Genomic DNA, 18017 nt, shown 5'->3' with positions numbered 1-18017 from the left:
GTCGTTATTTACTTATGAGTTTTGAGCAGTTAATGGGTGAATTGAATCCCCAACAGCATCGTGCCGCAACCACGCAGGCCCAACATTGTCTGGTATTGGCTGGTGCAGGCTGTGGCAAAACTAAAACCATTATTGCACGTGCTGCCCATCTGATTCATCGTGGTACGCCAGCTGATCAGATTCAGATATTAACCTTTACCCGTCGCGCAGCCAGCGAAATTGTGACCCGTGTGGAACAGCATTTGGGCGCACCTGCCAAAGGTTTACGTGCCTCAACCTTTCATACATTTTGTATGTATCTGCTTAGACGTAACCCGCAAGCTTTTGGTTTGGGACAGTTCACAATTATCGATCGTGATGACCAAATGCTGATGTTTCGTCTGTTACGTGGTAAAGATAAAAATAATGTATTGCCAAAAGCTGCTCAGCTCTGTGATGTTTACTCTTATGCACGCAACACACAATCCAAATTGTCAGATGCTTTGATCAAGCAATTACCTGAAGCACTTGAACATAAAGTCCAAATTGCAGAACTCATGCAAAGCTATGAGCAGCGCAAACAAGAACGTCATTTTCTTGATTACGATGATATTTTAGCGATTGTTGCTGTCAATCTGCAAAATTCGCCTGAACTGGTGCAGTGGGTCACCAGATTCTGCAAAGTCATGTTGGTTGATGAAATGCAAGATACCAACCCGTTGCAATGGGGGATTTTACAACCCTTGATTGAGCATGTTGGTCTATTTTGTGTTGGGGATGATGCTCAATCAATTTATGGCTTTCGAGGCGCAGATTTTGAAAATATCCATCATTTTAAAGAGCGCATTCCCAATGCGGAAGTACTGACACTTGAAGAAAACTACCGCTCCACCCAAGAGATTCTGGATATTTCTAACTGGTTATTGGCACATAGTCCAATTGAATATCACAAGCAGCTGAAAGCACATCGAGGACAAGGTTTAAAACCCCAACTGAATATTTTTCAGAATGAGTTTGAAGAAGCCAACTGGATTGCACAGGATTTACTGGCACGTCACCAGCAGGGTGCACACTGGCATGAGCATATGATTTTAGTCCGCTCAGGTTTTTCGGCACGTTATCTGGAAGGGGCCTTAATTTCCTGTAACATTCCTTATCGATTTATTGGTGGCGTCAAGTTGCTTGAATCAGCGCATGTGAAAGATGTGCTCAGTATGCTGCGTGTCGTCATTAATCCTCAAGATGATATTGCATGGATGCGGTTTCTCACGTTATGGAATGGCGTGGGTGATGTCGGTGCCAGCAAACTGGCGCATGAGCTGATTCAATTGCCAGATATTGATGCACGTTGTGAGCGTCTGGAACGTCACGATAAGGTGGATCCCAAAGCCATTCTCATTTTAAAGCAACTGGATGTATTACAGCAGCATGTAGAGGCTTCAATTGGCTTGGCACTTGACGCATTGGCCGAACAATTAGAGCAAAACTATAAAACGCAAGACTGGTCACGACGGGTCAAGGATTTTGATCTGGTTAAACAGTTGGGGCGCAAGCATGTGGCATTGTCTGAGTTCTTAGAAGAATATGTACTTGAACCAGTTTCAATTTCAGAGATTGAACGCTCTGGTGATCAGGACCTGGTCACCATCATTACCATTCATTCTGCAAAAGGTGCCGAGCAAAAGGTATGTTATGTACCGCATGTTTCGCCAAATGCTTATCCTCATGCGCGAGCACAAGGCGATTTTGATGAAGTAGAGGAAGAACGTCGGGTGCTATATGTGGCATTGACGCGTGCCGAGAATGAGCTAATTATTACCAAACAAAATTATAATACTTGGGCGCAGGATCAATATGATGAACAGGGCAGAAAAATCGAAAGCTACTTTTTAAATGATCTGCCTCAACACTTAGTAGATGCACATATCCATCAAACTGTGCCTAGATTTCCACAAAAGACACAAGTTCGGCAGAAACGATTTAGTTTTGGGATTGATCTCGAGTAAACTGCCGCTAAGATGTAGGCTACTCTACATTGCCATTTATTTTGACATAAGGTTGTATATGAAAATTTTAGTTCGTAATCTTGAGCGTTCTGTGACTGAACAGGAGCTTCTTGAGTTGTTTCAACCTTTTGGTCAAGTCGCGTCTTGTACACTGGTTTTGGATCAGAAGACGGGCAAATCCAAAGGGTTTGGCTTCGTTGAAATGCCGCATGCACGCGAGGCCATTAAGGCGATTAAAGGTTTAAATACGTTTAAAGTAAAAGGTGCTGGCATTCGAGTTAAGGCAGCAGATGAGCAAAACAACCAAAATAATGCTTAAAGATGCTTGGGCTTTGTCAATCGTTGCACCTAGTGGGACGCGTATCGCACAAGGACTAAAGACTTTGGAAGTGCGATCATGGAGACCTGATGTTCTTCCAATTCGCGATCTCCTGATTATTGAAAATGATCACTTTTCAACACAACACCATGCGACAGAGTGGGGGCGTGCTGTAGCGTGGATCGATATAGAATCGGTACATCCTTGGCAGGCTCACGAAGTAGAAGCTGCCTGTGCATCGGCATGGTCAGAGGGCTATTTCGCATGGGTCATTAGCCATGTTCGCCCATTGAATGAAACGTTTCGAGTGTTGGCAAAGAGAAAATTGTATAAACTAGATATGGCTCATGATGTAAAGCTTTAAGTGGATAGTCTTGCCAATTTTTGTAGGAAAAACCGAAGAGTGAAAACGTAGCTAGAGCTGATCTCTATCTAGTGTATTAAAGTTACTTGGTGTTGATGAATAAAGTAAGGAAAAAATTATGTCTCGCGTTGCCCGTTATCATGCTGATCGTACCAATCAGAAACTTTACTTTGCTCGCTTGGCGTGTCAGCAAGCCGAGCAAACAGAACATGTTCAGCAAGCGCAGGCATATCGTGAGGCAGCCGTGTTTCACTTACATGGCGCAGTTTTAGCTTTCCTGCAAGAATTGGTACGTTATTATCGATTAAACGATGTACAGCCGACACTCAAGTCGATTGAAGAGAAAATGGCAGAAAAAGGTCAAGTATCGCCTGAAATTTCTGTATTGCAGCAGATTGCCAAAGATGGCTTTATTGCTGAACTTAAACGTGCCTACCGTATGTGTCAATATGCCCCTGAACCAACAGAACCAACACCAGAAGCCGAAACTTCTTCTAATTTGATTATCAAGGTGACACAAGGGCCGCAATCTTGGCTGCCAGACGTGAAAATTTTACGCGAATGGCATCGTGAGCTTAGTCAGTTGATTGACGGTTTTCGTAATGAAATGGTTGAGTTCTAGTAGATAATCAGATCATAGCGCTTGAAATTTGTGGAAAGAGCTCCTATATATAAATTCTACAGTATGCAAAGTGCAGGTGCCCTTTGCCACCATGTTGTAACATGGAGGATTTATGTCTATAGAACAGTTAAAAGAGTTATTTGGTAATCAAGAAGCGATATTAGAGTTGGTTCAACTTGAAGGTGGCGAATTGGCTTTGCGCAATGCAGATTCAGAGCAAGAGCCTTTGGTTAAGATTCAGTTTAGTGATGAAGTCAAAGCGTTACTTGGTGATCAAACTGCATTGGTTGCTCAACACATGATTCAAGCTGCATTGTTTGGATTGCTTGAAAAACAAGTCAATCAGTTGCAGGCAGAAGTTGTAGATGAGCAGCCTCAATATCTAAGCTAATAAAAAAGCGTACATTTGTACGCTTTTTTGCAATTTTACAGAATTAAAATGACACAATGCATCAGTGACCTAAAGATAGATGATGTGCACGTTCAATCTGGCCTAAAATATGATGACTCATATTTTTCGCCATTTCTTCTTTCGCATAAAATACTAAGCCAATCTCATCTTGACGAATGATCTCTGCTTCTTCTTTATTTTCAGCACAGCATAATACTTCAATTTGAGGGTTGAGTTGCTTGGCAATATCCACGATACGATGAATATCCAGAATATCCATGGGCGATAGAATGAGCATTCGTGCGTGCATGATATGTGCCTGAATTAATACACTTGGCTCGGTAGCTTCACCGCTTACTGCGGCGATGCCTTTTTTACGTAAGTCTTCGACAATCTCGCGGTTTTCTTCTGCAATCACCACCTTAATTTCTTGCTGCATTAAGGTCTTGGTGATTCGGCGGCCGACTTCACCATAGCCAACCATGACCACTTGATCGCGAAGATAGTTTTGATCCACTTCATCAGGCAACATCGCCAAAGGGTCACCACTACGTTCGAGCAAACGTGCCAGATGCGAACGCTCGCGAATCCAGCGTTGAATGGGTTCAATAGCAGAAAATATAAAAGTATTAAGAGTAATTGAAAACAGGGCGCCTGCCAGAATTAAATTCTGAGCATCGAGTGTGAGTAAACCAAGAGATACCCCAAGTGTAGCTAGAATAAAAGAAAACTCGCCAATTTGTGCCAGGCTGGCACCCACAGTCAGTGCGGTATTGATGGGATAACGGAAAAACAACACCAGTGCCATGGCTGCCAATGTTTTACCAATCATGATAATGGCGATGACTGCTAGAATATGTAAGGGCTGTTCAACCAGAATGCGTGGGTCAAATAACATCCCGACAGAAACAAAAAATAAAATAGAGAAAATTTCACGTAGGGGAAGAGTTTCTTCTTCTGCCCGGTGACTAAAATCAGACTCTTTTACCACCATGCCTGCAAAGAATGCACCCAGTGCCATTGAGACCCCGAAGATCGCATACGAGCCATAGGCAATGGAGACTGCCGCAGCCACAACAGTGAGCGTAAACAGCTCACGTGAGCCCAAACGTGCCACAAACTGCATGATCAGTGGTACCAAACGTTTACCAATAATCAACATGAAGGCGATAAAACCAGCGACTTTAAGTAGCGTAATTCCAAGTGTTAGCCAGATATTTTGGCTTGCGCCAGCATGAGCCAGCTCTTTGCCACCCAGTAGTACGGCTGTTGCAGGTAAGAGTACCAATACCAGTACCATCACCAGATCTTCAACCAGAAGCCAGCCAACAGCAATCTTACCATTGACAGAATCGAGTAAACCTCGATCTCCCAAAGCTTTAAGTAATACAACCGTACTGGCACAGGACAAACTTAAACCAAAGACTAAGGCTGAACCAAAGTTCCATCCCCACCACATCGATACGCCAAACCCTAACAGGGTCGCAACTGCAATTTGTAGGATTGCACCTGGAAGTGCAATTCGGCGGACTTGTAGCAAATCATTCAGTGAGAAATGCATCCCCACGCCAAACATCAAAAACATGACACCCAGTTCGGCAAGCTGATTGGCCAGTTGCATATCTGCAACAACACCAGGTGTATTGGGGCTAATAATAATGCCTGCGATCAAATAGCCGATGAGCGGTGGTAAGCGTAGACGAGCAGCGATATAGCCAAAAATGAGGGCGATACCAAATCCGACTGCTAGTAAGATAATTAAATCTACGTCATGTGGCACTCAATACTCCTTAATAGTCGATTTACAACAACAAGCATAAAAAATGCCAAGTTTTAATAATTGAAAGTTTATCAAGCTGAAGAAAAAGAATGCAAAAAAAAACGACTTCTATTGAAGTCGTTTTTTTAAAGAATCTAAAATTATTTGATTTTAGCTTCTTTGAAGATGACGTGTTGACGGATTTTTGGATCAAATTTTTTGATTTCCATTTTTTCCGGCATAGTACGTTTGTTCTTCGTGGTAGTGTAGAAATAACCAGTACCAGCTGAAGAAACTAAGCGAATCTTGTCACGCATTGCAAGGTCTCCTTAGATCTTTTGGCCTTGAGCACGAAGATCAGCTACAACCTTTTCAATGCCCAATTTGTCGATAATACGCATACCTTTAGTGGTTAAACGAAGACGTACAAAACGTTTTTCGCTTTCTAACCAAAAACGGTGGTGATGCAGGTTCGGCTCGAACCGGCGCTTGGTTTTGTTGTTGGCGTGTGAGACGTTGTTTCCAACGACTGGACGCTTGCCGGTAACTTGGCAAACCTTAGACATGGTGGAACTCCATTGATTTAGCCAACAGCAATTCTGTGGCCAGTCAAACAAATAAACGGATTGAATTTATTCAAGGGGCGTTTTATACCAAAAATACGATTAAAAGACAAGCGAATTCGGTAAAAACGCGGCATGATCCAGTGTAACAGATCATGCCTTGATCAGGTTATCGTAGAAGTGTTTTAGAAATGAGTCGATGAATAGGTTTGTTAAATGGTGGCAGAATATATTTTAAGCTATACAGCTTTGGATTCGACATCATTGAACGTTCATGCGACAAGTTGAAAAAACCTTCTGGGCCGTGGTATTTACCCATACCCGATGCGCCAACGCCTCCAAATGGAAGATCGTCCTGAGCAACATGAGTAAGTACTGTATTTAGACCAAAATGGCCTGAGTGAGTACGCTGTGCAATATAATCGGCACGTGCCTGATCAAAGTCGAAGTAGTATAGCGCAAGTGGACGTGGACGGCGATTAATAAACTCGATTACGTCTTCCATTTGATCATATTCAAAAATTGGAAAAATTGGACCAAAGATTTCATTCTTCATGATGTCCATTTCGGTCGTAACCCCTGTCAGTAGCGTTGGGGCAATCTTGCGCACGTCATCAAGCGATTCATTGTGAGGATTCACTTCAATAACACGTGCACCATGTTCACGTGCATCATCTAAATAGCCTTGTAAACGACGATACTGTTTATCATTAATAATAGAGGTATAGTCTTGATTGTCACGGAAGTGTGGATACATATTCAGAGCAATCAGTTTAAAGTTTTCGATAAACTCGGCAGAGCGGCCTTTTGGCAAGAAAACATAATCTGGAGCGACACAGGTTTGACCTGCATTCCACAGCTTACCTACTGCAAGACGCTGCGCTGCTTCTTTCATATCCATAGATGGGTGAACAATTGCAGGTGATTTTCCGCCAAGTTCTAAAATCACAGGAACTAGATTTTCTGAGGCTGCAGCCATTACGGTTTTGCCAACACTGGTTGAACCTGTGAAGATCATCTTATCAAAAGGTAGATGACTAAATGCATCTGAAATCGCGCCACCACCATTAATGACGGTGACCAACTCCTGTGGAAATGCTTCCGAAAGAGCATTTTCCAGCACTTGTCCAAAATGTGCTGATGCGCTGGAAATTTTAATCATGGCATGATTGCCAGCAGCAAGCGCGCAAATAAGCGGACCTACCGACAGCAGTAGCGGATAGTTCCAAGGGGTAATAATACCAATCACACCAAGCGGTTGATACTCGACCCAGCCTTTTGCTGGCTGATGCAGAATACTAATGTGGCGTTTAGAAGGTTTCATCCACTGTGTTAAATGCTTGCTATAATAACCAACATGCTCAAGACAGGTGAGTAACTCACCAATTTTGGTTTCACCTACCGAGCGATTACCATAATCTCGGTTAATGGCTTCTGCGAACTGGTCTTGATATTTAATCAGAATTCGTTTCAACCGTGCTAGACGATCAATACGATCTTTTGCAGATGGAACAGGATAGCGCTGATATGCTCGTTTTTGCTGATCAAGTACGTCCTGTAAATGATGAATATCGAATGAATGTGGAGTCATCGAAGTTGTTTTTGTTTGACTGTTCATGACACGCTACCATAGTGTGAAATTTAGCTATACTATATTTTTTAGAGTAAATACTCTAAAGAGTCAAGTCTGTTTCTGTGTTAGTTTTCTAACCTATTGAATATCAACGGTTACTAAGAATGTCTGTATCAAAAGTACTTAAAACTAAAGATCGTATCTTACAGATCAGTTTGCAACTGTTTAACGAACGTGGAGAACGTTCTGTGACGACCAATCATATTGCTGCTGAACTGGGGATCAGTCCAGGCAATCTTTATTACCATTTCAGAAACAAACAAGAAATTATCAAAGAACTCATGGAGCATTATCAGAAGGAAACGCTTGAGATGTTGGCACTTCCCGAAGATCGACTTTTAAATGCAAATGACAAAATCCGTTATTTTCAGGTGTTGAGTGGACAGTTATGGCAATACCGTTTTTTACATCGAGATGTTTATCATCTGGTTGAAAATAATGATGATTTTAAAAAGATTTATCCAAAATTTGCTGGGCAGGTGATGCAGCAAGGTCAAAAGATTTATCAGGCTTTTGTCGATGCTGGACTCATGAAAATGACCACCTCGGAAATTGAAGCGCTGATTATTAATCTTTGGATTGTACTAACCAACTGGACTAATTTTCTGTATATGTCTGGACATATCAGTGATAGTAATCATCTGGAAGAAAAGTGGGTATGGCAGGCATTACGTCAGATGGTGTTTTTGGAAGGGCCTTATTTGATGGGGGAAAGCCGTGAAACTTATGAGCGCTTACTCGAAAGTTTTGGGCAATCTGAATTGTTTGCGAGTCTGTCGTTGAAAAGTGAGTAATTGATGAGCCCTATTCAGTCTGAGATAAAAACGCGCTAGAATAATCGGCTTGTTTTTTAACTGACCTATAGTGATATTAATCAAATGAACACCACTACTGCCAATACAGCACGTCTACTGATTACTTGTGAAGATAGGCCCGGGATCGTGCAAGCTGTATCGAGCTTTTTGTATCATCAGGGAGCAAACATTACCGCACTTGATCAATATGCTACAGAAGCTCAAGGTGGCCGTTATTTCATGCGTGTTGAGTTTGAGTTAGAGCATTTACAAAGTCGTAAAGATACATTGATCCAGACTTTCTCTGCGAATGTTGCTGAGCGTTATAACATGCAATGGCGTTTGGCTTTTGTCAATGAGTTGAAGAAAGTGGGGATTTTAGTTTCTAAAGTCGATCATGCTCTTTTAGAGTTGCTATGGCGTCATTCGCGTGGTGGTTTACCATGTGAAATTACTAAAGTTGTATCAAATCACGAAGACTTACGTGAAGCGGTAGAAAATTTTGGTATTCCGTTTGAAGTGGTTCCTGTCAATAAAGAGAACAAACGTGAAGCTTACGCCCAAATTGACGAATTGATGCAGGGCAATGACTTGTTAGTCCTTGCACGCTACATGCAAATTCTGGATGAAGCCTTCGTTGAGCGTTGGGAGATGAAAATTATCAATATTCATCATTCATTCCTACCTGCATTTGTGGGGGCTAATCCGTATAAACAAGCCCATGAAAAAGGGGTGAAGCTAATTGGTGCAACTGCACACTACGTTACGGCCGATTTAGATCAGGGGCCGATCATTGAGCAGGACGTAGAACGAGTCAATCATGACTTTACCGTTGAACAGTTACGTGAACTGGGCCAAGATGTCGAGCGTAATGTGCTGGCACGTGCGGTGAAATGGCACCTTGAAGATCGAATTATTGTTGATGGCAATAAAACCGTTGTTTTTCAATAAAATAAATCTCATTTACAGAAAAAGTATGTGGAGATGCATACTTTTTTTAGTCGAATAAAGTATTATGTTATAACATAATTTATCTCAGATTAAATTGTTGATAAATGAGCTGCGATTTTTTCGGCTGTAGTCCAATGAAATGATATTTATTGGGTTTTTGATGAAGATTAACAATCTGTAAAAAAACAGTTGCAAATGAAAACACTTCTCATTTATTATTGCGTTACTTTAATTGTTTGAACCGATCAGCTAAATCGCTCTTACACTTTGCAATGAATATTTGGTTTTCAAATAGGTAATTAGATTCACATGAGTCAATCTCCTGCATTAACTTTGAATTCTTCTCCTCCGAATTCTCCCAATCCGATGAAGAAAAAGGTCATCGCTGCACTTGTTGCGGTTGTGATTGGTCATGTGGGTGTTTTGTGGGCTGTCAGTCAAATGAAGAGCCCAGAGCTCAAGCCAATTGAGAAAAAACCGCTCAATGTTCGGTTTGTCAAGATTCAGGCCCCACCACCATTGCCTCCAAAACCAAAGGAAGAACCTAAAAAAGAACAACCTAAGCCTAAAAAAGAGGTGAAGGAAGTTAAGGTCGTTGAGAAAGTTGCGCCGCCACCAAAGAAAGTAGAAAAAGTTCAGCAAGTCAAAAAAGCTGAAACTCCTAAACAGGTCGTGAAAGTCGAACCTCAAGTGGATGTTAAACCTTTAACAACCAACACGACGATCACAGAAAAAGTGGCGGAAAAACCAAAACCTCAGCCTGCAGCACAGCCACAGGTCAACCGTGAACCCTCTCCGAAAAATGTATCGATTGGTGGTTCTGGTGTGCAGTGGAGTCGTACACCTCGTCCGTCATATACCAATCGTGATTTACAGGGTGAAACACGCAGTATTGTGGTCATGATCGAGGCAGACGAAACGGGCAAGATTATCAATGCGCGGATCACGCGTAGTAGTGGTATTCCTGCACTGGATGAAAAAATCTTACGTTCGGTACGTGGTGCGAGATTCAAACCGTATAAAGAAAATGGTGTGGCTTATCCGATTCGTGCAGAGCAACCTTTTGACCTAACATTAAATCCTAACGGCTAACATTTTCAGGAGTTCGAGTATGAACTTTTCAGTTTATTGGCAACATGCAGATGCAGTCAGCAAAACACTGTACTTCGTGCTTTTGGCAATGTCGATTGCAACATGGACAATTTTCATCTTACGTTTGATGGGAACACGCCAATTAAAACAACAAGCTTATGCTCAACTATCTAAAGCATTATCAAGCTTGAAAGCAAAGTTTACACATCTCACATTTGAACAACGTAAGGCAGTTGCAGAACAAGCTTTACTTCGTCAGATTTCTGCTGAAAAATCAAATGCAGAAAAGGGTGTAGCAGTATTAGGAACTATTGCTTCGATTGCACCATTTGTCGGCTTATTTGGAACGGTATGGGGTATTTTCCATGCGCTGGTTGCAGTCGGTAAAAGTGGTCAGGCTGGTTTGGCACAAGTGGCAACTCCTGTAGGCGAAGCACTGATCATGACAGGTTTGGGTCTGGCTGTTGCAATTCCTGCGGTATTGGCTTACAACATTTGTGTACGTTTTAATCGTGGCTTGGCGCATGATCTTCAAGATCAGGCACATAGCTTATTGATTGATACCATGTTGCAGCAAGAATCTGTAGATCCAAAATCTGAAACGAAGGCAGCGCAACAAAGCTATGCTGGAGGTCAAGCTTAATGGCTTTTCAACTGGGTGAAGACCACGACAGTGGCATGAATGAGATGAATCTCATTCCGTTAATTGACATTATGTTGGTACTGATGATCATCTTTTTGGTCACAGCAACGGTTGCAAACCCATCGGTACCATTAAGTTTGCCAAAAACAACAGCTGAAATTCAGCCACCACCACCGAAAGAAATTACCATTAGTATTAATTCAAATGGTGATGTTTCGTGGGGACAAGAAGCAATTACATTGGATGAGTTGCAAAAACGCTTTCAAGAAGCTGGCCAGTCAGCTCAGAAACCAACAGTGATGTTAAAAGCAGATAAAGAATCACGTTACGATACAGTAGCACAAGTGATGTCTCGCGCGAGTGGAGCCGGACTCAGCGATATTGCTTTTGTCAGTGAAAATTAAACGCGCTTGATTCAGCGCAATAAAAAAAGCAACTCGATCGAGTTGCTTTTTTTTGTTCAGGCTTTGAGTAAAGACTGAAATTTGCTACGTAATTTGGCAATTTTTGGAGGAATTGCAAAATTACAAAAACCTTGTGATGGATTCTTTGTATAAAAATCCTGATGATAATCTTCGGCTGGATAAAAAGTGGGCATTGGACTCAGTTCAGTCACTACACTCATGCCTTCAGCTTTTAACTCGGCAATCAGTTTTTCAGCATCTTGTTTTTGATGTTCATCAAAATAATAAATGACTGAGCGATATTGAGTACCAATATCATTGCCTTGACGGTTCAGCGTCGTTGGATCATGAATAGCGAAAAATACATGTAATAAATCATCATAACTGACTTGTGATTCATCAAAGTCAATCAGAATTACTTCAGCATGATTGGTTTCACCTGTACACACGGCTTCGTATGTAGGATTTTCATTTACACCGCCAGCATAACCACTTACGATTTTTTCAACGCCACGGATTTGTTGAAATACGGCTTCGGTACACCAGAAACATCCACCGCCAAATAATGCCTGTTGCATGATGGTCCTCAAAATAACAAATGAATTTACTATAAAGGTTTTTTATGAACCTACAATCTATATCGTGACGATCTGCTCAATAAAAAGCCCTTGAACATTTAATTTACGGATTGAGCTACATCAAAAACAAGAAGTGTTGAACCTGTGCTGTCGAGTAAAATTAGGTGTTCTGGACTCACACGATATTGTGTTGTTTTTTCAAGAGACTGTTTATATTGCAATGTCAGGTTTTGGTCAGCAGAAGCACAGAGCATTTTCGTGGTCGCAACTGCTCCAAAATTGAGCTGATCAGAGCTCAGTTGATAACTGCCCATAATACGATTACAACCATCAGAACCACTAAAACGTTTTGTTGCTTGGTCTAGCTGAAGGCTGGGTTTATTCGTTGCTTTTGGATCAACCTGAAAACCATTAATTTCACTGGCAATCCAATGCTGTTTAAACAAAGAAGGTGAAATCTGCGGTAATGATGATGCATTTGCTGTTGTATGGGGGGAGTTTGATGCTATGGGTCCAGCTGGTGAAGTCGGTGTACTGGTGCAACCAGACATAATCAAAGCTACACACAGACTTGAACCTAGAAAAAGTTGTTTCATTATATGACTGCTCTTTGCTCGAATATCAATGGCAGATAGAAAAACAAAACAGCATAGATAGAAGGCGAAGAACATAGTGAGTTTATGTATCGTTTTCGCATTAAATTTTTATATTGATTTACCATTAAGTGACTCAACAACAAATGGCTTGCATCACTGTTCGACACGTGGCAGGCCTTGTCGAATTACTTCTGAAAAGTGCGTACTGGTTTTATATTTAAAAGTTTCATATTCGGTAGCACGTTCATTGATATACGCCATTTTGTACCATTGCGGCATACTATAGTGATGGCTCAAAACTTTGAGGTCGTACAGATAATTGGGCAAATAACCTGATGCCAGTAAGCGATAATCTTTGGGCAGTTTGTCAGGATTAATCGCTTGAGCCATATCAAACACCAGTGTGGTACAGTTACTGGTAAGTGTGTTATACCATTTTGGTTCTGCGCGTAGCTCATCGGCAGTTTTTAAATATTCCAAAAATAAGGCCTTGGCCTGTGGTTTTGGCATCTTGATGGGAAAGAGATAAACTTGTTCTTTACGGATATTACTGCGTGTGTAAACAATATCTTTTTCATCAGCCGCGACCAGACTTAATTCAAACTGACGAAAAAAACCGCCTATGGCAGAAAAGCTTTCATTTTTTTCCTTACGAATCTCGATGGAAAAGACCAGTGGTGTTTGATTGGTAAATTCAAAGCTGACAAGTGTATGTGCAATTTGCGGACCCATCCAGTAAGACGTAATAATGTTTACACCCTGAATCTGGTTAAGATCGTAGCGACGAGTATCCCATTGTTCGGTATAGCTACCATCCATGTTCCAGTTAAAGTTACGTACGTTATGTAGGGTAATCTGATTGCCTTGTCGTTGGTAGGAAAGCAAGCGAGAGACCTCAGGATCCCAGCTACGGTTTTGCTGTGGTTGGATATTAAAATACCAAATCAGGCTACAAGCAAAAGCAACCATATAAAGCAGACTATCTTTACCACGACCCAGAAAGTGCTGGGTGATATAAATTCCTAAAACACTCAGCGCAAATATAAGCCAAAGACCAATCAAAATACGGCTGATGAGCCAGCCAAACGGTTGTTGAATCCATAGCGCCAGACACAACCATACGCTGGAAAACACCACAAAAAGACTAAAGATCATAGAGAGAAGCCCCGTCCCTAGGGCATGTAAAAATTCTTTTTTTCCAATATTATGCATCGCAGACAATCAGCTAGAGATTGTCTTTATTTTTGATAACTTACGAACTCAAACGCAATACCTGTTTTGTCATCAAAGTGTTTTTCACTCGACACTTTATTAAATTGTGAAGGAATCGCAGGATAATAGGCATCACCTTGTACATCTAATTCGACATGCGTCAATTCCAAACGGTCTGCAATATTGATGGTTTGTTTAAAAATTTCCCCACCACCAATAATAAACAGTGTTTTCTTATCAGTATGTTGTAGATCCTGAGCTGCGCCTTTAAGTGCAGCTTCTATGCTGGATGCAACTTTGGCGCCTTCAAACTGCCAATTAGGATCACGGGTAATCACCCAGTTGACACGTTTAGGGAGCGTGCGCCCCATGGATTCAAGTGTCTTACGACCCATAATCACGACGCCATCTTGAGTGATTTCCTTAAAATGTTTGAGATCGGCAGGAATGTGCCAAGGTAATGCATTGCCTTTACCAATACATTGTTTTTGATCCATCGCAACCACATGCACGACTTCTAAATCTTGAAATGCCATTGCTGAGCTTCCTTATACGGCAACAGGGGCTTTGATTGCAGGGTGGGATTGATAATCCACAATTTCAATATCTTCAAATTTAAAATCAAACAGATCGGTAATTTCAGGGTTTAATTTAAGCTGACAAAGTGGTAACGGTTCACGTGTCAGTTGAAGTTGTGCTTGCTCAAAATGATTGGCGTATAAATGGGTGTCACCGCCCGTCCAGACAAAATCGCCTACACCTAGGCCACACACCTGCGCAATCATATGGGTGAGAAGGGCATAACTGGCAATGTTAAATGGCACACCTAAAAACACATCGGCACTACGTTGATAGAGCTGACAAGAGAGTTTGCCATCCTGAACAAAAAACTGAAACAGGGTATGACAAGGTGGTAAAGCCACTTGTCCGGCTTCATTTGGATTCCAGCCTGATACAATCAAGCGACGTGAATTCGGATTGGTCTTGATTTCATTAATGAGCCATTTGATTTGATCAAAACCGTCGTTTTTGTAGCTCCCATCTGAATTTTGAGTAGCACCGAAATTACGCCATTGGTGTCCATAAACTGGGCCAAGCTCGCCTTCTGGACGGCCAAAACGTGCAGTTTGCTCTGCCGTTGCCCACTCATCCCAAATGCTGACTTTATGGTCTTTTAAATATTGAACGTTGGTATCGCCTTTGAGAAACCACAGCAGCTCAATCACAATTGAGCGGAAATGTACTTTCTTGGTGGTAAGTAAAGGAAACCCTTGAGATAGGTCAAAACGCATTTGATGACCAAATACAGAACGTGTCCCTGTGCCTGTACGGTCACCTTTGTCGCCGCCGTTGTCGAGGATATGTTGTAAAAGGTCTAAATAGGTGCGCATGATTCTCTCTAATCGTATAGTTGCCGCTTGACTAAGCAACAACAAGTTTCAATCGACTGCAAATTTTAGCGGTTTTTGCCTTCAAAGAACAGTAAACAATCTTGTCTCAGTTATTTACGTGGCTCGCGGTAATGTGCTGTAGAGGCTAGACATACTCCAAGCACAGTAAAGCCCAAAACTTGCAGGCCGAGTATCCATTTTGCTGTTTCTGGCAGCATGAAGATGGTGACGATGAGTGCCATAATTGGCAATACGGTTGCTAAAATTTTAAAGCCTTCACGGTATGGATTGCCCTGATGAATTTGCTGCAACTTATGACGAATGAGATGGATCACAATGCCAATCATGACGCTTGCAAGAACATAATAAGGGGTGAGCTGTTGAATGCTGGAGAGCCAATAGATCAAGACGCAGAGCACAATACAAAATCCAAAACGTATGGGGCGTGTGATGCGCTCGGAATACCAAAATTCAAGCATCGGGATTCACGCTTGAATTCGATGATTTAAATAAAAACTGCGGTGAAAAAATAAAGACCGCCAGTGCCATGAATGCAATGCCTTGAACTCCCCACCACATCAAATTGTCAATGGTTTTGACAAACAGTAGGGCAAAAATAAGTGCAATTGGAATCCAGGTGAGTAAACGATAAAGAAGCCCGGTAGGCTTTTTATCGGAAAAATTCAACTTTAGATAGCGACAAATCAGAAAAATAATGCCTGTTCCTGTAAACATTAAAATGACGTCTGTAGGTAAGGGCTGAAAATGATACAAACCCAGTGCAACCAGTAAGGTGCTAATTAGAATAAGAAATTTTTTGGCACGGGAAATGGTCGAATCGAACCAGAATTCAAGCATAAGTAAAAATCTCAGCCAATAATCAATCAAATGTAGCACAATACCTGCTTCGCTCAATGTTTACTAGGTTTGATCAAATTGAGCTATAGGTGATAACATATCGAAAAGAGTTAGATAAGAAGATGCCCTTTATATCTAAAAGGGCATCTCAAAATCATTTGTGGGTTTTTAATGGGCCCCAGTCATAAACTTTGCGTTGATAGGCATACCAGATCATCCACAGACCAATGAGTAACATCGGCACAGTCAGAATTTGACCTTTGGTCATCCAGCCAAATAAAATGAAGCCCTGATCTGCATCAGGTTCTCTAAAGAACTCAACTACAAAACGAGCAACACCATAGCCCATCAGAAACAAGGCCGATACCGCCATACGCGGACGTGGTTTTGAACTAAACCACCACAGTAAGATAAATAAAAGTAGACCTTCACATATAGCTTGATAGATCTGAGAGGGATGACGTACAAGGTGGAATGGATCGGTTGGGAAAATCATACCAAACGGGTAATTAGGATCTTGAACTTCACGACCGTAGAGTTCAGCTCCAATAAAATTACCAATTCGGCCAAACATCAGTCCAGTAGGGACACAAGGTGCAATAAAGTCTAATGTTTCGAACCAAGTCTTTTGATATTTACGGCACCATAAAATCATGGCGAGCATGACCCCAATGAAGCCACCATGAAAACTCATGCCCCCAGTCCAGACTTGAAACAGCCAGATCGGATTGGCCAGAAACTTATCAAACTCGTAAAACAGGACATAGCCGACTCGTCCACCTAGAACGACACCGAGAGCACCGTAAAAGACCAGATCAGAAACCATTTCTGAAGTCCAACTGTCACGTTGTTTCGCGCGGTAGGAGGCCAGTCCCCAGGCACATAAAAATGCCAGTAAATACATCAGACCATACCAGTGTACTTTCAGTGGACCTAGTGAAAGTGCAACAGGATCAATATTTGGATAGGTGAGCATACCTGTTCCTTCATTTTATCTTTGGCAGAGATTTTAACGGAATGTGAGAAAAATGTTGTACATTCAGTGTGTAAAGTTAAAGAGAAAACATCATGTGTATTGTTGCACTGGCATGGCAAGTGTTTGATCAGATCCCGCTATGTCTTTTATCGAATCGGGATGAGTTTTATGCACGTCCCACAACACAATTACATCTTTGGGAAAACACACCGATTATTGCAGGTCGGGATTTACAGTCGGGCGGCACCTGGATGGGGATTACAGCTTCGGGGCGTTGGGCGGTGGTGACAAATTTTCGTGATGGCCATGATAAAAAGATCTATGACACTTCTCGGGGAACATTGGTTGAAGATTTTTTATTGTCTGATTTAGCCCCGATTCGTTTTGCCAAACAGCTTGAGCAAAGGCAACAACACTATGCAGGTTTTAATTTATTTATGGGGGATCAGAGTCAGGCTGTTTATATGAGTAATCGTGGTGAAGCGCCACAGGTATTGGCAAAAGGCGTTTACGTGGTATCCAATGGTCTGATGTCTGAACATTGGGAAAAAACAGCGCATTTGCGCAAAAGGTTTACTCAAGAGTTTGTACCGATGTTACAGGCTGAAATCGCCGAACACGATTTAGAATATACAGCGTGGGATATTCTGGAGGATGAGCGTAAAGTCATTCCAGAATTACTCCCGAGTACAGGAATCCATCCAGATATGGAAGAACTGCTGTCTTCGACATTTATTCAAAGTCCAGTGTACGGTACACGCTGTTCCAATTTTTTAAGACTGATGAAACGACGCTGGATCTGGGCAGAGAAAACCCAGTGGGGGGATCATGCAGGAGAGATGATGCGAATGGATATTCAGATTCAATAAAATGCCAAGTAAGTTAA

General features: G+C 41.8%; 23 protein-coding genes. 11 read left to right on the top strand and 12 right to left on the bottom strand.

Annotation, left to right across the window (positions count from 1 at the left end; genetic code table 11):
* The first annotated feature begins 14 nt into the window (after positions 1-14).
* From F952_RS00775 to F952_RS00755, 5 genes are all read left to right on the top strand, one after another.
* Positions 15-1985, top strand: coding sequence for an ATP-dependent helicase (locus F952_RS00775; RefSeq protein WP_017385265.1), 1971 nt, complete (start codon positions 15-17; stop codon positions 1983-1985).
* Positions 1986-2043: 58 nt separating this feature from the next.
* A complete protein-coding gene (locus F952_RS00770) occupies positions 2044-2304 on the top strand; it encodes an RNA recognition motif domain-containing protein (RefSeq protein ID WP_004920165.1) in 261 nt (86 codons plus the stop codon).
* Positions 2297-2668 carry an ASCH domain-containing protein gene (locus tag F952_RS00765; RefSeq protein WP_011182057.1) on the top strand — a complete coding sequence of 124 codons (372 nt, stop codon included), beginning with the start codon at positions 2297-2299 and terminating at the stop codon, positions 2666-2668. The genes F952_RS00770 and F952_RS00765 overlap by 8 nt, the downstream gene beginning before the upstream one ends.
* Positions 2669-2786: 118 nt before the next feature.
* Positions 2787-3290: a DUF6586 family protein gene (locus tag F952_RS00760; protein WP_004920159.1), complete on the top strand. Its 504-nt coding sequence runs from the start codon at positions 2787-2789 to the stop codon at positions 3288-3290.
* 112 nt (positions 3291-3402) lie between these two features.
* Positions 3403-3681, top strand: coding sequence for a hypothetical protein (locus tag F952_RS00755; RefSeq protein ID WP_004920156.1), 279 nt, complete (start codon positions 3403-3405; stop codon positions 3679-3681).
* Positions 3682-3742: 61 nt separating this feature from the next.
* Here F952_RS00755 and F952_RS00750 read toward each other — a convergent pair whose 3' ends face one another.
* From F952_RS00750 to F952_RS00735, 4 genes are all read right to left on the bottom strand, one after another.
* Entirely contained in the window at positions 3743-5461 is a 1719-nt protein-coding gene (locus F952_RS00750; protein WP_004920154.1) for a cation:proton antiporter, read from the bottom strand.
* A gap of 140 nt (positions 5462-5601) precedes the next feature.
* Entirely contained in the window at positions 5602-5757 is a 156-nt protein-coding gene (rpmG, locus tag F952_RS00745) for a 50S ribosomal protein L33 (protein ID WP_001205031.1), read from the bottom strand.
* Between the two features lie 12 nt (positions 5758-5769).
* A complete protein-coding gene (rpmB, locus tag F952_RS00740; RefSeq protein ID WP_000048256.1) occupies positions 5770-6006 on the bottom strand; it encodes a 50S ribosomal protein L28 in 237 nt (78 codons plus the stop codon).
* 166 nt (positions 6007-6172) lie between these two features.
* Complete coding sequence (locus F952_RS00735; protein ID WP_004920150.1) at positions 6173-7621, bottom strand: coniferyl aldehyde dehydrogenase; 1449 nt, start codon at positions 7619-7621, stop codon at positions 6173-6175.
* 119 nt (positions 7622-7740) lie between these two features.
* Here F952_RS00735 and F952_RS00730 point away from each other — a divergent pair, with 119 nt between their 5' ends.
* From F952_RS00730 to F952_RS00710, 5 genes are all read left to right on the top strand, one after another.
* The gene (locus F952_RS00730) at positions 7741-8430 is read left to right on the top strand and encodes a TetR/AcrR family transcriptional regulator (RefSeq protein WP_004920148.1); all 690 of its coding nucleotides are present in this window, start codon (positions 7741-7743) and stop codon (positions 8428-8430) included.
* An 84-nt stretch (positions 8431-8514) separates the two neighbouring features.
* Positions 8515-9381, top strand: coding sequence for a formyltetrahydrofolate deformylase (gene purU, locus F952_RS00725; RefSeq protein ID WP_004920145.1), 867 nt, complete (start codon positions 8515-8517; stop codon positions 9379-9381).
* Between the two features lie 309 nt (positions 9382-9690).
* Positions 9691-10473: a TonB family protein gene (locus F952_RS00720; protein ID WP_004920142.1), complete on the top strand. Its 783-nt coding sequence runs from the start codon at positions 9691-9693 to the stop codon at positions 10471-10473.
* Between the two features lie 19 nt (positions 10474-10492).
* Positions 10493-11116 (top strand): MotA/TolQ/ExbB proton channel family protein, encoded by a 624-nt coding sequence (locus F952_RS00715; RefSeq protein WP_004920139.1) that lies wholly within the window; start codon positions 10493-10495, stop codon positions 11114-11116.
* The gene (locus F952_RS00710; RefSeq protein ID WP_004920137.1) at positions 11116-11520 is read left to right on the top strand and encodes an ExbD/TolR family protein; all 405 of its coding nucleotides are present in this window, start codon (positions 11116-11118) and stop codon (positions 11518-11520) included. The genes F952_RS00715 and F952_RS00710 overlap by 1 nt, the downstream gene beginning before the upstream one ends.
* A gap of 56 nt (positions 11521-11576) precedes the next feature.
* Here the strand turns inward: F952_RS00710 and msrA are convergent, their stop codons facing one another.
* The 8 genes from msrA to lgt all read right to left on the bottom strand — a co-directional run bounded on the left by msrA (position 11577) and on the right by lgt (position 17131).
* Complete coding sequence (gene msrA, locus F952_RS00705; RefSeq protein ID WP_004920134.1) at positions 11577-12098, bottom strand: peptide-methionine (S)-S-oxide reductase MsrA; 522 nt, start codon at positions 12096-12098, stop codon at positions 11577-11579.
* Between the two features lie 98 nt (positions 12099-12196).
* Positions 12197-12694, bottom strand: coding sequence for an META domain-containing protein (locus tag F952_RS00700; protein WP_004920132.1), 498 nt, complete (start codon positions 12692-12694; stop codon positions 12197-12199).
* A 153-nt stretch (positions 12695-12847) separates the two neighbouring features.
* Positions 12848-13906, bottom strand: coding sequence for an Lnb N-terminal periplasmic domain-containing protein (locus tag F952_RS00695; RefSeq protein WP_004920128.1), 1059 nt, complete (start codon positions 13904-13906; stop codon positions 12848-12850).
* A 26-nt stretch (positions 13907-13932) separates the two neighbouring features.
* Positions 13933-14442, bottom strand: coding sequence for a dihydrofolate reductase (locus tag F952_RS00690; RefSeq protein WP_004920127.1), 510 nt, complete (start codon positions 14440-14442; stop codon positions 13933-13935).
* 12 nt (positions 14443-14454) lie between these two features.
* Positions 14455-15297 (bottom strand): thymidylate synthase, encoded by an 843-nt coding sequence (gene thyA, locus F952_RS00685; RefSeq protein WP_004920124.1) that lies wholly within the window; start codon positions 15295-15297, stop codon positions 14455-14457.
* Between the two features lie 110 nt (positions 15298-15407).
* Complete coding sequence (locus tag F952_RS00680) at positions 15408-15776, bottom strand: hypothetical protein (protein WP_004920119.1); 369 nt, start codon at positions 15774-15776, stop codon at positions 15408-15410.
* A complete protein-coding gene (locus F952_RS00675) occupies positions 15769-16155 on the bottom strand; it encodes a hypothetical protein (RefSeq protein WP_004920115.1) in 387 nt (128 codons plus the stop codon). The genes F952_RS00680 and F952_RS00675 overlap by 8 nt, the downstream gene beginning before the upstream one ends.
* A gap of 154 nt (positions 16156-16309) precedes the next feature.
* A complete protein-coding gene (gene lgt, locus F952_RS00670) occupies positions 16310-17131 on the bottom strand; it encodes a prolipoprotein diacylglyceryl transferase (RefSeq protein ID WP_004920114.1) in 822 nt (273 codons plus the stop codon).
* Between the two features lie 92 nt (positions 17132-17223).
* Here lgt and F952_RS00665 point away from each other — a divergent pair, with 92 nt between their 5' ends.
* Positions 17224-18000, top strand: a complete 777-nt coding sequence (locus F952_RS00665) for an NRDE family protein (protein ID WP_004920110.1) — start codon at positions 17224-17226, stop codon at positions 17998-18000.
* Positions 18001-18017: the final 17 nt, after the last annotated feature.

This window comes from Acinetobacter baylyi DSM 14961 = CIP 107474 (assembly GCF_000368685.1).
Lineage (GTDB): Bacteria > Pseudomonadota > Gammaproteobacteria > Pseudomonadales > Moraxellaceae > Acinetobacter > Acinetobacter baylyi.
Note: the sequence above shows the minus strand (reverse complement) of the source record. Positions and strands in the feature narration are given on the sequence as shown.

Bases quoted from the DNA above. Each gene is read 5' to 3' on its own strand.
- F952_RS00690 (WP_004920127.1), bottom strand. From the start codon at position 14,442: ATGGCATTTCAAGATTTAGAAGTCGTGCATGTGGTTGCGATGGATCAA.
- F952_RS00755 (WP_004920156.1), top strand. From the start codon at position 3,403: ATGTCTATAGAACAGTTAAAAGAGTTATTTGGTAATCAAGAAGCGATA.
- msrA (WP_004920134.1), bottom strand. From the start codon at position 12,098: ATGCAACAGGCATTATTTGGCGGTGGATGTTTCTGGTGTACCGAAGCC.
- F952_RS00720 (WP_004920142.1), top strand. From the start codon at position 9,691: ATGAGTCAATCTCCTGCATTAACTTTGAATTCTTCTCCTCCGAATTCT.
- F952_RS00735 (WP_004920150.1), bottom strand. From the start codon at position 7,621: ATGAACAGTCAAACAAAAACAACTTCGATGACTCCACATTCATTCGAT.
- F952_RS00765 (WP_011182057.1), top strand. From the start codon at position 2,297: ATGCTTAAAGATGCTTGGGCTTTGTCAATCGTTGCACCTAGTGGGACG.
- rpmB (WP_000048256.1), bottom strand. From the start codon at position 6,006: ATGTCTAAGGTTTGCCAAGTTACCGGCAAGCGTCCAGTCGTTGGAAAC.
- F952_RS00665 (WP_004920110.1), top strand. From the start codon at position 17,224: ATGTGTATTGTTGCACTGGCATGGCAAGTGTTTGATCAGATCCCGCTA.
- F952_RS00730 (WP_004920148.1), top strand. From the start codon at position 7,741: ATGTCTGTATCAAAAGTACTTAAAACTAAAGATCGTATCTTACAGATC.
- rpmG (WP_001205031.1), bottom strand. From the start codon at position 5,757: ATGCGTGACAAGATTCGCTTAGTTTCTTCAGCTGGTACTGGTTATTTC.
- F952_RS00680 (WP_004920119.1), bottom strand. From the start codon at position 15,776: ATGCTTGAATTTTGGTATTCCGAGCGCATCACACGCCCCATACGTTTT.
- F952_RS00700 (WP_004920132.1), bottom strand. From the start codon at position 12,694: ATGAAACAACTTTTTCTAGGTTCAAGTCTGTGTGTAGCTTTGATTATG.
- F952_RS00775 (WP_017385265.1), top strand. From the start codon at position 15: ATGAGTTTTGAGCAGTTAATGGGTGAATTGAATCCCCAACAGCATCGT.
- lgt (WP_004920114.1), bottom strand. From the start codon at position 17,131: ATGCTCACCTATCCAAATATTGATCCTGTTGCACTTTCACTAGGTCCA.
- thyA (WP_004920124.1), bottom strand. From the start codon at position 15,297: ATGCGCACCTATTTAGACCTTTTACAACATATCCTCGACAACGGCGGC.
- F952_RS00710 (WP_004920137.1), top strand. From the start codon at position 11,116: ATGGCTTTTCAACTGGGTGAAGACCACGACAGTGGCATGAATGAGATG.
- F952_RS00695 (WP_004920128.1), bottom strand. From the start codon at position 13,906: ATGCATAATATTGGAAAAAAAGAATTTTTACATGCCCTAGGGACGGGG.
- purU (WP_004920145.1), top strand. From the start codon at position 8,515: ATGAACACCACTACTGCCAATACAGCACGTCTACTGATTACTTGTGAA.
- F952_RS00760 (WP_004920159.1), top strand. From the start codon at position 2,787: ATGTCTCGCGTTGCCCGTTATCATGCTGATCGTACCAATCAGAAACTT.
- F952_RS00675 (WP_004920115.1), bottom strand. From the start codon at position 16,155: ATGCTTGAATTCTGGTTCGATTCGACCATTTCCCGTGCCAAAAAATTT.
- F952_RS00770 (WP_004920165.1), top strand. From the start codon at position 2,044: ATGAAAATTTTAGTTCGTAATCTTGAGCGTTCTGTGACTGAACAGGAG.
- F952_RS00715 (WP_004920139.1), top strand. From the start codon at position 10,493: ATGAACTTTTCAGTTTATTGGCAACATGCAGATGCAGTCAGCAAAACA.